Consider the following 12,542-nt stretch of genomic DNA (forward strand, 5'->3'; position numbering starts at 1 on the left):
ATCGAGGGGCCGCTTCCGAAAGGAGGCGGCCCTTTCGCTTTTCCGGTCGTGCGGCTAAGCCGCCGACATGACCGCAGCCCAGAACGCCCACGCCATCCTGACCCGCCTCGGCGTTTCCGAGGCGACCTTCGATCCCTCCGGCCTGCCCACCCGCTCGCCCATCGACGGCTCGACCGGAGCGCCCGTTCGCCTCGCCGACGCCGCCGCGATCGAGGCCGCCCTGACCGCCGCGACGTCCGCCTTCGACGCCTGGCGCCGCATACCCGCGCCCCGTCGCGGCGAGCTGGTCCGGCTGCTGGGCGAGGAACTGCGTGCGTCGAAGGACGACCTCGCCATGCTGGTCACGCTCGAGGCCGGCAAGGTCACGTCCGAGGGGCTGGGCGAGGTGCAGGAGATGATCGACATCTGCGACTTCGCCGTCGGTCTCTCGCGCCAGCTCTACGGCCTGACCCTGCCCAGCGAACGTCCCGGCCACCACATGCGCGAGACCTGGCAGCCGGCAGGCCCGGTCGTCGTGATTTCGGCCTTCAACTTTCCGGTTGCTGTCTGGGCCTGGAACGCGGCGCTGGCGCTGGTCTGCGGCGACCCTGTGATCTGGAAGCCGTCTGAGAAGACGCCTCTCACCGCCATCGCCACCCATGCGGTGATGCAGCGCGCCCTGGCCCGGTTCGGCGATGCGCCTGACGGCCTCGTTCAGCTTCTCGTCGGAGGCCGCGAGGTCGGCGAGGCCCTGGCCGCCGATCCCCGCGTGGCCCTGGTCTCCGCGACGGGTTCCACCCGGATGGGCAAGGCCGTCGCCAAGACGGTCGCCGGACGGCTCGGGCGGTCGCTGCTGGAGCTGGGCGGCAACAACGCCATGATCGTCACGCCGTCCGCCGACATGGACATGGCGGTCCGCGCCATCGCCTTCTCCGCCGTCGGCACCTGCGGTCAGCGCTGCACAACCCTGCGTCGCCTGCTGGTGCACGAGGATGTGGCCGACGCCCTGATCGAACGCCTGGCCAGAGCCTACGCCACCCTGCCGATCGGCGATCCGCGCAAGGACGGGGTGCTGGTCGGACCGCTGATTGACGAAGACGCGGCGAAGGGCTTCGACGCCGCGCTGAAACAGGCCTTGGAGCAGGGCGGTCAGATTGTCGTCGGCGGAAGCCGGGAGGGCGACTATGTCCGCCCCGCCATCGTCCGCATGCCGGCCCAGAGCGAAGTGGTGCAGCATGAGACCTTCGCCCCCATCCTCTACGTCCTGACGTGGCGCGAGTTCGACGAGGCGGTGGCAATGCAGAATGCCGTGCCCCAGGGCCTGTCGAGCTGCGTCTTCACCGACAGCGTGCGCGAGGCCGAGGCCTTCCTCTCGGCCTGGGGCTCGGACTGCGGCATCGCCAACGTCAACATCGGCCCCTCGGGCGCCGAGATCGGCGGGGCCTTCGGCGGCGAGAAGGAGACCGGCGGCGGCCGTGAGTCCGGCTCCGATGCGTGGAAAGCCTATATGCGCCGCCAGACCCAGACAGTGAATTTCTCCTCCGCCCTGCCGCTCGCCCAGGGCGTGCGGTTCGAGGTGTGAACCGTCTTCCTTCTCCCCTTGCGGGAGAAGGTGGCCGAGTGAAGCGAGGTCGGATGAGGGGTCACGCTGACGCCTGAAGTCCGCTTTGGCAGCCCCCACTCCCGCCGCCGGCGCGACCCCTCATCCGTCAGCCTTCGGCTGCCACCTTCTCCCGCAAGGGGAGAAGGGAACGGGTGTGATACCCATCAACGGATCCTCGGAATCGGCCTTTCAAATCAACACTCGGGTCGAACGAGAGCCCTTTTACCCATCACCCCCTGAAACGGCCCCATACTGATCCCTTTCGCGCGGAGAGGATGATCGTGGGCGAACGCTTCGGACGCATCGGATGCTTCGGACGGGGTTTTCGAGACCGGCCCCGCGGGACTCTAGGGACGATCTGGACTCTGAATTCCCGAGTCGGCCGGGCGCTGTCCTCCGGCGACGCGGAAGGGGAATTGCGACGCCGCCGCGCCTCGACAGCGCCGCAACCCGTCCCCACTGTGAAAGAATGAACCGCCGCGCCCTTCTGACCCGCGCCGTGCTCGTCGCCGCCGGTCTCGGCGGGGCGTGGTGGCTGAGGGACCATGTGCTGTGGCGCGATCCCGGCGTCGCCTTCGGACCGGAGGGAAACAGCGGCTGGCTGCCCTATGACGAGCGGCGCGCCTCGGTGCCGACCGTACGGGTCACGGTCGCCGGCCAGCCGGTCCGTGCCCTGGTCGATTCCGGGGCCCAGTATTCCGTCATCGACCGCAGCCTGTTCCAGCGGCTGGGCCTGACCCAGGCCTTCGACATTCCGCTGGTCGCCTATGGCGTCGGCGGCGGGGCGCAGATGGGGCGGGGGGTGACACTGGACGTGTCGGTCGGGGCGATGCGGATCGAGGCGCTTCGCACCGCCATCCTGTCGCTGGGACCGCTGGCGGTCGGCGAAGGCCTCTCGGCGCCGCTGATCCTCGGCCAGGACCTGCTGGGCGAGACGGTGCTGGAATTGGACACCGAGGAACGCCGCATGCGCTTCCTGCCGCGTGAGGGCCACGTCCTGCCGACCAACGTCGCCGCCATCCCGGTGTCGAAGGCGAGCGGCGCCCTGACGACCGAGGTGACCGTCGAGGGCGCGACCATTCAGGCCGTGGTCGATACCGGCGCCTCGGCCCTCCTGGCCCTGTCGCGAGAGGCGGCAGAGGGCGCGGGACTGCTGGACGGTCGGCCGTCGCAGCGTGGGAGCAGTATTGTCCTGGGCGGGTCGATCGACTCACAGATCGTCCGGTCACGGACCATCACCGTCGGCGACCAGATCTATCGCGACGCCGACACACCCATCTATGCCGACGTGCCCCTGCCCGGCTTCCCCGCCGCCCTGGTCGGGATGGAGGCCTTCGCGGGGCGTCGGATGGTGCTCGATCTCGGCGGGGGTCGTCTGCACGCCTCGCGACCGCTGGACCTGACCATAGGCTAGGGTCGGGTCTGGCCGGTCCCGCGCACAACGTATTTGTAGCTGGTCAGCTGTTCGGCGCCGACCGGCCCGCGCGCATGCAGGCGCGAGGTCGAGATGCCGATCTCTCCGCCGAAGCCGAACTCGCCCCCGTCCGCGAACTGGGTCGAGGCGTTCCACAGCACGATGGCGCTGTCGACGCGGTTCAGGAATTCGGCCGCCGCGGCCTCGTCCCCGGCCACGATCGCGTCTGTATGGCCAGAGCCATGGGTGCGGATATGCTCGATCGCCGCGTCCGGCCCCTCGACGATCCTGACCGCCAGGATCGGCGCCAGGAATTCATGCCCCCAGTCGTCGTCGGTCGCAGAGCGCATCTGGGGCACAAGCGCCCTGGCCTCCGCGTCGCCTCGCAGCTCGCATCCGGCTGCGATCAGCGCCTCAGCCACCGGCGGCAACAGCCGCGCTGCGCCGGCCTGATCGATCAGCAGGGTTTCCGTCGATCCGCACACGGACACCCGCCGCATCTTGGCGTTGACCACGACGTCACGCGCCATCCCCACCTCCGCCGAGGCGTGCAGATAGGTGTGGTTGATCCCCTCCAGATGGCCCAGGACCGGAACCCGCGCCTCCGCTTGCACCCGGGCGACCAGGCTCTTGCCGCCTCGTGGGATCAGCAGGTCGATGGAGCCTTCGAGCCCCGTCAGGAGCGCGCCCACCGCAGCCCGGTCCGGCGTATCGACCAACTGAACCGCGTCTGCCGGCAATCCCGCCGCCGCCAGCCCCTCGACGACCGCCGCATGGATGGCCAGCGAACTGTCGAGACAGTCAGACCCGCAGCGCAGGATGGCGACATTGCCCGAACGGATGCACAGGGCCGCCGCATCCGCCGTCACATTGGGCCGGCTCTCGTAGATGATGGCCAGCACCCCGATCGGCGTCCGCACCCGGGCGAAATCAAGCCCGTTCGGCCGCGTCCAGCGCACCGTCTCTACGCCCAGCGGATCGGGAAAGGCCGCGACCTCGGCGACCGCCGCCGCCATGGCCTCGATACGCGCTGGAGTGAGGGCCAGCCGGTCGATCTGCGCCTCCCCCATGCCATTCGTCCGGGCCCGGTCGATATCGCGGGCATTGGCCTTCAGGATGTCGTCGGCTCGCGCCCTCAGTGCGATTGACATGGCCCTCAGGGCCGCCGACCGCGTGTCCGCCGGGGCCAGTCGCACGGCGTCCGCCGCCGCCCGTGCGCGCCGTCCACGCTCCAGCATCGCCCTGTCCAGATCGCTCATCTGTGCAGGACCAGGTCGTCGCGGTGGATGGCCACGCCCGGTCCCTTGTAGCCGACCAGATCCTCGATCTCGCCGGAGTGACGGCCCCGGATCCGGTCCATCTCGTCGGCGGCATAGGCGGCCAGCCCAACGCCCAGCACCCCGCCATCGCCCCCGATCACGCGCACGCAGTCGCCCCGGTCGAACCGGCCCTCGACGTGTTTGACGCCTGAGGCGAGGAGGCTGCGTCCGCTCGCCAGCGCCTGGGACGCGCCGTCATCGACGGTCAGCGCTCCTGCCCATTCCAGACTGCCCGCGATCCAGGCCTTGTAGGCTTGCAGGGGTGTGGCGGTCGCCGTGATCAGGCTGGCGCGCGCGCCTGCGGCGACCGCGCTCAGCGGCCGCGCCTCCAGTCCCGAGACGATCAGGGTCGCGCACCCGGCCGACCGGGCGATCCGCGCCGCTTCAAGCTTGGTCGCCATGCCGCCGGTGCCCACGGCCGCGTCGGCATTGGCCCCGCCCGCCATGGCCAGGATTTCGGGACCGAGGCTCTCGATTATCGGCAGGTGCCGGGCCGCCGGATCGCGACGCGGATCGGCCGTGTACAGACCATCGACGTCCGACAGCAGGATCAGCAGGTCCGCCCGGACCAGCTGCGCCGCCCGCGCCGCCAGCCGGTCGTTGTCGCCGTAGCGGATCTCTTCGGTGGCGACGGTGTCGTTTTCGTTCACCACAGGCACGACGCCGAGCTTCAGCAGGGCCTCAAGCGTCGCCCTCGCATTGAGCCAGCGCCGCCTGCGTTCCGTGTCGTCGCGGGTCAGCAAAACCTGTCCGGGCGTCAGGCCCGCCCCGGCCAGCGCCGCCTCCCAGGCCTGCATGAGCAGAGATTGTCCGACGGCGGCGGCGGCCTGTTTCTCGTCCAGGCGTGCATTCTTCTCAAGCCCGAGCCGACCGCGCCCAAGCGCGACGGCGCCGGACGACACGATCACGACCTGTCGCCCCTGCGCCCGCAGCGCGGCGATATCAGCGGCCAGACCGGCCAGCCACACGGTCGCCGGGGCCTTCTGGTCCACCACGAGCGAGGACCCGACCTTGACCACGATGCGTCGCGCCGCGCGCAGGCTGGCGGCGGGGGAGGCGACTTCGGGCGGGGTCAGGGCAGGGGCGGTCACGGCGCGACCATGCCGCGCCGTGTGCGATGCAACAAGCGGCCTTTAGAGGCTTTGGAACGTATCGCAGCTCGCCGGGTCGCCGGTCTGGTAGCCGCGCTGCAGCCATTCCATTCGCTGGGCCGACGAGCCGTGGGTGAAGCTTTCCGGGCTGACCTGTCCGCCCGAGCGACGTTGCAGGGTGTCGTCGCCGATGGCCGAGGCGGTGCGCAGGCCCTCTTCCAGATCACCCTGTTCGACCGCGACCTCGCCACCCGAGACGGAGGCGGCATTGGCGGCCCAGACCCCGGCGTAGCAGTCGGCCTGAAGCTCCAGCGCCACGGAATAGCGGTTGCCCTCGGTCTCGGAGGAGGCGCCCTGCTGCGCCCGCTGCACCTGTTCCGACGCCCCGGTCAGTGTCTGGACGTGGTGGCCGATTTCGTGGGCCAGAACATAGGCGCGCGCGAAGTCGGCGCCGGAGGCGCCGAGCTGGGTCTCCATCTCCTGCCAGAAGGCGAGGTCCAGATAGACCTGGCGATCGGTCGGACAGTAGAATGGCCCCATCGCCGACTGACCGAAGCCACAGCCCGTGGGCGTGCCTTGCTCATAGATGACGATGTTGTCGGGTGGCCGGTAGCCTTCGAGCTTTGTCGCCCAGACGTCGTTGATGTTCTTGCCCACGATATCGACGAACAGACCGGCTTGATCCTCAGGCGTACCCTGGACCCCCTCTTGCGAGGCTCCCGCCTGCCCGAACTGGCTGGCGACCTGGGTGGTGGTCGAGGGGTCGATGCCGAAGACTAAATAGCCGATCAGGGCCAGCACGGCGACGCCGATGCCTCCGCCCGCGACCGCGCCGCCGCCCATGCCGCGGCGATCCTCGATCCCGCCGCCCCGCTGTCCGCCCTGCCAACGCATCGCCGTCTCCCGTATGTCCCGCTCAAGCTAGGCCGGAACGCAGCCGGAGGGGAAGGGATGCAGTCTGATCAGAACGAGCCTCAGCGTCGAGGGCGCGTGAGCCAGTCGTCGATCTGGCTCACGCCTGACGAAACGGCCTCCCGCCGCGCCGTCGCCGCCTCGCGTGCGCGGCGCTGGGCGTCGGGGGAGGATGGAACATCGACCAGCGGGACATAGGGCTCCGGCTGGCGCTGGGCGCGGATTTCGATCTCGGCCAAGCGGGCGCTGAGCTGCTGCTGGCGAGCATAGGCGGCCTGCTGTTCGGACTGAAGGCGCAGGGTTTCCATTCGAGAACGCAGCCGGTCGGCCAGCGGGTCGCCGATATAGGGCTGGCCGGGCGCGTACGCCTGCGCCGAAGCGGTCCCGGCGGACAGGGCGGACAGGGCGAACAGCAGGATGACGGCTGCGACTTTCATGTCCTCAAGATGGGGCCAGGCGCCGTTTCGGCCAAGCGTGGCCGCAATCAATCCAGAGAGAAGACCGAACTGCGCTTGATGGCGAAATCCTCCAGCTCTCGCGTGGTCGGCACCTGATACTCGGCCAGATGGGTCAGGCCGTCGGTGCGGAAATAGGTCCGGTGCGGATCGCCGACGAAGACCTGCGATCCTTGTGCTCGCGCCTGTCTCAGCCAGGCCATGACCCGTTCGGTCATCGGCCTTTCATAACAGACGTCGCCGGCGCAGAGGATGTCGACCTCGGGCGGGGCGGCGTCCAGCAGGTTGGCGTCGGTGAAGGACAGGGCCACGACGTTGGCCTTGGCATTCAGCCTTACCGCCGCTTCGCAGAAGGGGTCGATATCGGCGCACAGCACGCTCGCCGCGCCCGCCTTCATCGCCGCCACCCCGACCAGTCCCGATCCGGTGGCGAAGTCGACGACGGTCTTGCCGGCGAACGTGTCTGGGTTATCCAGCACCCAGCGCGCCAGCCCCTGTCCGCCCGACCAGGCGAAGGCCCAGAACGGGGGCGGCAGACCAAGTTCGCCCAGCTCCTCTTCCGTGAGCTTCCAGATCGGGGTGATCTCGTCTGCTAGCCACAGCGAGATCTCCGGCGCATGCGGCACGGCCTGCAGCCGGGTGTTGGCCAGGATGAAGGCGGCGGGATCGGTGATGGTCACGCGGTCTCGGCCGCCCCGTCCGGACGCTGCCTGACGCAGGACGCTGACATAGCCGGGCGCCACCTCCATCCGCCCGCCGGGCCCGGTCGCCCGGATTGCCTTGTGCAGGCGCGGCAGGTTCCAGCAGGCAACGTGCATGAACAGATGATGCTCGGCGTGGAAATTGACCCAGTAGGGGGCGATCAGGGCGCGCTCCCACCAACTCGCGCGGGTCGTGCGGGCGGCGCGGAAGGGGTCGGTGGCCGAGCCCTCGACGCAGGCGTGTTCGGCGATGTTGCGCAGTCGCGTGACCAGCGGGAACCAGGTCGCCATGGGCAGCAGCCACAGGGCGAACCAGGCCCACCAGACGCCGGCGACGATGAAGCCGGCCAGCATCACAGCATTGACCAGCAGGAAGGGCGCAACCGAGCGGCCGGTGACGATGGCCTCATAGTCGTGCGCCTCTCCGCCCGCCGACCGCTTCCGCAGGATCGCCAGGGGCAGAAGCACCCGCTGCTTGAAGAAGGTCTGGCCGGTCAGGTCGCGGATCATCTTGCGGCGCAGGGAGGCGCCGGAGACGGGGAAGGGGGCCGACAGGACCAGATCGGGGTCTTCGGGCTGCTGGGCGAACCGGTGGTGGGACAGATGATAGGGGCGATAGGCGTCCAGCGACGCCCCGATCGGCACGGCGCACAGCCAGTGGCCGAGGACATCGTTGAGCTTCAGGTCCTTCGCCAGGGCCCCGTGCGCCGCCTCGTGCATCAGGATGGCGAGGCCCAGCTGGCGCGTGCCGATGATCATGACGCAGAGCGGGATCAGGATCGGCTGCCAGACTCCCGCCAGGACAGCCAGGGCGGTGACGCCCCAGGCGTGGACGACCAGCAGCGGTCCCTTCCACGCCGAGCGCGCCTGGAACGGCGCCCACGCGTCGGGAGCGAAGACCTCGGCGGGCGATATGCGCAGGGCGGCGGGCATGGCGGCGATGATAGGCCGCCTCCGGGTCGGGGCCAAGCGTTGGACAGGCGTGTCAGCATCACCTGACAAAAGTCATGTTGACCTGACAAAATTGTCGTGTAAGGTGAGCCTTACAAAGGAGATGCCTCATGGCTTCGTGGAAGACACTGGATCCGGCGCACAAACGCTATGTGATCCGCACCAACATGTTCATGGCCGGCTATGTCCTGGTCAATGTGGCGGCCATCTTCGGCGCCTTCGACGAGATCATCGGCAAGGCGGCGGGCGTGGTCCTCGGTCTGTGCGTCGCCGCGCCGATCGCGGGGCAGCTGTGGGCCACCTTGTCTTTGATGAACGAGGCCGACGAGTTCGTGCGCGCCCTAACCGCGAAACGCTTCGTCATCGCCTCCGGACTGGCCATGGCCCTGTTCAGCGGCTGGGGCTTCGCCGAGAGCTACGGCGGCGCGTGGCATGCGCCGGGCTGGCTGATCTATCCGCTGTTCTGGGGCCTGTTCGGACTGGTCTCGCCGTTCGTGAAGAGCAGCGGCCGATGAAGAACACCCTGCGCGAACTCCGCACCGGCAAGGGCTGGACCCAGGAACAGCTGGGTCAGGCGCTGGGCGTCTCTCGTCAGGCCGTCAATGCGCTTGAAACCGAGAAACACGACCCCTCCCTCGACCTCGCCTACCGTATCGCTGCCCTGTTCGAACGCGCGGTGGAAGACGTCTTCGACAATCCCCACGTCTGACGTTTCGTCAGGATAACCTTACAAGGACATCGTCATGCTGCATCTCCGCTACCTCGTCGGGCGCTCGACCCTGCGCGCCCTGTTCCTGGCCTCCGCGACGGCCCTGGCCGTCGGCGGCGCCGTCTTCGCGACACAGGCTCGCGCCGAGCCAGCCCCCGAGACCCAGACCGCGCCCTTCAGCTCCGATCGCCTGTCGGTCGAGGTCATCGGCTCCGGCCCCGACGTCATCCTGATCCCCGGCCTGGCTTCGTCGCGCGAGGTCTGGCGTCCGCTGGCCACGCGGCTCGCCGCCACCCATCGGGTGCATCTCGTTCAGCTGGCGGGCTTCGCCGGTGAACCCTGGAGCCACGGCGACGGCCCGTTCGTCACGCCCGAGGTCGAGGAACTGGCCCGTTACATCGCCGAGGTCGGCTTCGATCATCCGGCGGTCATCGGCCACTCGATGGGGGGGCTTAGCGGCCTGCTGCTGGCCCAGTCGCATCCGGATCACGTCGGCCGACTGATGATCGTCGATGCCCTGCCGTTCTACAGCGCCATGTTCGGCCCGACCGTGACCGCTGATCAGGCTCGTCCGTTCGCGGCCCAGGCCGCTGCTGGCATCCTCGCCGCCGACGAGACCGCCTTCCGGGCGCAACAGGGTCAGACTGCGGCGAGCCTCGCCCGGGATCCGGCCATGCGCGAGCACATCATCGACTGGTCGATGGCGAGCGACCGGCGCGCCTTCGCCGCCGCCATGAGCGACGTCATGACCACCGACGCCCGTCCGGGTCTGGCCGCCATGACCACCCCGGTCACCGCCCTCTACGCGACCGATCCGGACGGCGGGCCGCCGCCCGCGATGGCGCAAGGCCTGTGGGAGCGGGAATACGCCGCCCTGCCGGGCGTGAAGGTGATCCGCGTCGACGCCAGCCGCCACTTCATCATGGCCGACCAGCCGGCGCGCTTCGACGCGCTGGTGGACGAGTTTCTGAAGTAGGGCGTGATGTTTTCCCTCCCCCGAGGGGGAGGGAGACTATCGTCAGGCTTCCGGCTTGGGCTGGCCGGCGAACTCGTCAGCATAGGCGGGAGCCAGCAGGGACCGGAAGGCGCTCTGCGGGACGGTCACCTCGTAGGCGCCCTCGGAATAGGGCCCGACCATGTAGGGCCCGATCAGGAAGACCAGTCCGCCCGTCTTGCCCGGCATCGTGCCCTGCGCCAGGACGAAGGGCACGGACGCCGCGCGCGGGCATGTCCACATATCGCTGCCGGTCAGAGACACCGTCCGGGCCTGCGGGTCGCGCTTCCTTTTTTCCGCGTTGATGGCGGCGCACAGGGCAGTGTCCAGCGCCGACAGGTCGCCGGTCTTGGTGAACAGGTCTGCCGCCGCGAGCTCGCGCTTCAGGGCCTTGTCCCAGAGGATCGCGGCGAAGGACGAGTTGGGGTGCGCCCCGCCTGTGTATTCCGAATCCGTGCGGATCAGGCTGAACAGCTTGCCGGTCTCGGCGCCGGGCGTGATCTCGATGGACTTGTTGTAGGCGCCCATGCCCTCGTCGCCGCCGGCCTCGGTGCGGTCGGCCTGGGCCCCTTCGGAGAACTCGCGCAGGTCGCGGACGGCGGCGGCGTAGAGGCGGGCGTGAAGGTCGGGCTGGCCCTTGATCGCGACCGGCAGGGTCAGGCTGACCTCGGCGAAGGCAGTCTTGGACTCAAAGGCCATGGGGGCGGCGGCGTCGGCCGGGGTCACGATTGCGCCGGTTCCGGCGGTTGCAGTCGGCGGGGCGGGCTCGGCCGCCTTGTCGCGGTTGCAGCCGGCCAGGGTCGAGGCGACGGCGAGGCTCAGAACGGCGAGACGAAACGGCGTGGACATGGCGATCTCCAGACTAGAAGGGCAGTGATACGGCGCCGAGGGCGATGGCCGCCAGCAGGATCAGCCCCGCTTCCCGGTTCGACTTGAACAGTTTCAGCGCCAGGGCGCCGTCGGCGGGCCTCAGCGTGCGCACCTGCCAGGCCAGATGGGCGGCATAGACGAGGAGGCCGAGGTAGAAGGCCACGCCCAGTCCGGCGGCTGCTCCGGAGGCTACGGCCAACAGCACGGCCAGCCCGTAGAAGGCGGCGACGCCGGTCTTCACGCCCTTGCCCAATCGCCGAGCCGAGGACTTGACCCCGACCATGGCGTCGTCCTCGATGTCCTGCAGGGCATAGAGGGTGTCGTAGCCAAGGGTCCAGAACACGCCGCCGACGTAGAGCAAGATGGCCGCGATCGTCAGTTCACCGTTCACGCCCGGCGCGACGGCGAAGGTCAGCCAGTCGCCTGTCATGACCTTCCATTGGCCATTGGCCCAGACGAGGAAGGACAGGGCGCCGGTCGCGGCCCCGTAGCCCATCAGCGCGCCCCAGTTGAACGTCAGCCCCAGCCAGGCCTGCGGCCACCAGGTGATCCGCTTCATGAAGGGATAGGCCGCCACCAGCGCCAGCGACCCGACGCCCAGAAGCACCGCCGTCAGGTTCAGCGTCAGCAGGATCGACAGGCTGACCAGGCTGCACCCCATCACGAACCGCCACGCCTGCCGCACGCTGATCCGTCCCGACGGGATCGGCCGCGCCGCCGTCCGCGCGACCTTCAGGTCGATATCGCGATCGACGATGTCGTTGAACGCGCAACCCGCCGCCCGCATCAGACAGGCGCCGACGGCGAAGCCGACGAACAGCCACAGCTCATGGAGGCCGGGTGTCGTCCTGTACTGCGCCAGCGCCAGGGTGATCCCCTGCCACCCGGGCAGCAACAAGAGCCAGATGCCGACCGGCCGGTCCAACCGGCCGAGCTTCAGCCACGGCTTCAGGCCTTCGGGCGCTCGGGCGTCGACCCAGTTGCGGCCGGCGTCGGGGAGGGGGGCTGACATGGCGGACGGATAGCACTCCGTCCGCCCGGCGTCAGGTCACAGGTCGAGCCGATCGCGCGCGTCGAGCACCAGATAGACGCAGATGGCCAGCAGCCCGACGTCCTTGGCCAGGAATTGCCCGGTCGAGCCCAGGGCGGGGAAGCCGTAGCCCTCCTGCCAGACGCCGGGCGCGGTGAAGAAGAAACTTAGCGTCACGACAAAGGTCACCATGCCCATCAGCGCGCCTAGCAGCCCGGCCCACGGGAATCGGCCGCCGACGGCGATCAGGACGCCCGCGGTGATCTCCAGCACGCCGATCACTGCGGAGGCGCCGCCCACGCCGACCAGCGGATAGAGCCATCCGAACAGCCAATAGTCCTCGGCGATGCCGCGAACCCCCTCGGCCTCGTAAGGCAGGAATTTCATGTAGCCGAACCACAGCAGGATCAGGGCGATGCCGAACCGCAAGGCGATGCCGAACCGCAAGGCGGCGCGGCCGTCGAGGCGGGGCGGGGACAGGGATTCGATCATGGAGGCTCCGGTGGCGGTTCGC

At 69.3% G+C, this 12,542-nt stretch carries 13 protein-coding genes and 1 pseudogene; 5 read left to right on the top strand and 9 right to left on the bottom strand.

The window, feature by feature from the left end; genetic code table 11:
• Positions 1–67: 67 nt before the first annotated feature.
• Positions 68–1,561 (top strand): aldehyde dehydrogenase family protein, encoded by a 1,494-nt coding sequence (locus tag ACP7A5_RS00365; RefSeq protein ID WP_426040055.1) that lies wholly within the window; start codon positions 68–70, stop codon positions 1,559–1,561.
• A gap of 490 nt (positions 1,562–2,051) precedes the next feature.
• Positions 2,052–2,996, top strand: a complete 945-nt coding sequence (locus ACP7A5_RS00370; protein ID WP_426040056.1) for an aspartyl protease family protein — start codon at positions 2,052–2,054, stop codon at positions 2,994–2,996.
• Here the strand turns inward: ACP7A5_RS00370 and ACP7A5_RS00375 are convergent.
• The 6 genes and pseudogenes from ACP7A5_RS00375 to ACP7A5_RS00400 form a co-directional block, all read right to left on the bottom strand.
• The gene (locus ACP7A5_RS00375; protein ID WP_426040057.1) at positions 2,993–4,255 is read right to left on the bottom strand and encodes a glutamate-5-semialdehyde dehydrogenase; all 1,263 of its coding nucleotides are present in this window, start codon (positions 4,253–4,255) and stop codon (positions 2,993–2,995) included. The two genes, ACP7A5_RS00370 and ACP7A5_RS00375, sit on opposite strands and share 4 nt — an antisense overlap.
• Positions 4,252–5,406 (bottom strand): glutamate 5-kinase, encoded by a 1,155-nt coding sequence (gene proB / locus ACP7A5_RS00380; RefSeq protein ID WP_426040058.1) that lies wholly within the window; start codon positions 5,404–5,406, stop codon positions 4,252–4,254. The genes ACP7A5_RS00375 and proB overlap by 4 nt, the downstream gene beginning before the upstream one ends.
• 42 nt (positions 5,407–5,448) lie before the next feature.
• Positions 5,449–6,300: a KPN_02809 family neutral zinc metallopeptidase gene (gene ypfJ / locus ACP7A5_RS00385; protein ID WP_426040059.1), complete on the bottom strand. Its 852-nt coding sequence runs from the start codon at positions 6,298–6,300 to the stop codon at positions 5,449–5,451.
• A gap of 80 nt (positions 6,301–6,380) precedes the next feature.
• Positions 6,381–6,755 carry a hypothetical protein gene (locus tag ACP7A5_RS00390; protein WP_426040060.1) on the bottom strand — a complete coding sequence of 125 codons (375 nt, stop codon included), beginning with the start codon at positions 6,753–6,755 and terminating at the stop codon, positions 6,381–6,383.
• Between the two features lie 47 nt (positions 6,756–6,802).
• Complete coding sequence (locus ACP7A5_RS00395; RefSeq protein ID WP_426040395.1) at positions 6,803–7,453, bottom strand: class I SAM-dependent methyltransferase; 651 nt, start codon at positions 7,451–7,453, stop codon at positions 6,803–6,805.
• An 84-nt stretch (positions 7,454–7,537) separates the two neighbouring features.
• A pseudogene (locus tag ACP7A5_RS00400) lies at positions 7,538–8,407 on the bottom strand (fatty acid desaturase family protein); the annotation flags it as partial.
• Between the two features lie 128 nt (positions 8,408–8,535).
• On the opposite strand from ACP7A5_RS00400, the gene ACP7A5_RS00405 reads away from it, so the two are divergent.
• The 3 genes from ACP7A5_RS00405 to ACP7A5_RS00415 are packed head-to-tail and all read left to right on the top strand — an operon-like array spanning position 8,536 to position 10,110.
• Complete coding sequence (locus ACP7A5_RS00405) at positions 8,536–8,940, top strand: hypothetical protein (protein ID WP_426040061.1); 405 nt, start codon at positions 8,536–8,538, stop codon at positions 8,938–8,940.
• A complete protein-coding gene (locus ACP7A5_RS00410; RefSeq protein ID WP_426040062.1) occupies positions 8,937–9,134 on the top strand; it encodes a helix-turn-helix transcriptional regulator in 198 nt (65 codons plus the stop codon). Before ACP7A5_RS00405 ends, ACP7A5_RS00410 begins: the two co-directional genes overlap by 4 nt.
• Before the next feature lie 34 nt (positions 9,135–9,168).
• Positions 9,169–10,110: an alpha/beta fold hydrolase gene (locus tag ACP7A5_RS00415; RefSeq protein ID WP_426040063.1), complete on the top strand. Its 942-nt coding sequence runs from the start codon at positions 9,169–9,171 to the stop codon at positions 10,108–10,110.
• Positions 10,111–10,152: 42 nt separating this feature from the next.
• On the opposite strand, the gene ACP7A5_RS00420 is transcribed toward ACP7A5_RS00415, so the two are convergent.
• From ACP7A5_RS00420 to ACP7A5_RS00430, 3 genes are read right to left on the bottom strand one after another with little or no spacing between them, the layout of a single operon-like run.
• Complete coding sequence (locus tag ACP7A5_RS00420) at positions 10,153–10,977, bottom strand: DUF3298 domain-containing protein (RefSeq protein WP_426040064.1); 825 nt, start codon at positions 10,975–10,977, stop codon at positions 10,153–10,155.
• Positions 10,978–10,990: 13 nt separating this feature from the next.
• Entirely contained in the window at positions 10,991–12,010 is a 1,020-nt protein-coding gene (locus ACP7A5_RS00425) for a UbiA family prenyltransferase (RefSeq protein WP_426040065.1), read from the bottom strand.
• A gap of 36 nt (positions 12,011–12,046) precedes the next feature.
• On the bottom strand, positions 12,047–12,520 hold the full coding sequence (locus ACP7A5_RS00430) for a YkgB family protein (protein ID WP_426040066.1): 474 nt from the start codon (positions 12,518–12,520) through the stop codon (positions 12,047–12,049).
• Between the last annotated feature and the right edge of the window lie 22 nt (positions 12,521–12,542).

It is taken from the genome of Brevundimonas sp. TWP2-3-4b1, assembly GCF_049897665.1.
Lineage (GTDB): Bacteria > Pseudomonadota > Alphaproteobacteria > Caulobacterales > Caulobacteraceae > Brevundimonas > Brevundimonas subvibrioides_B.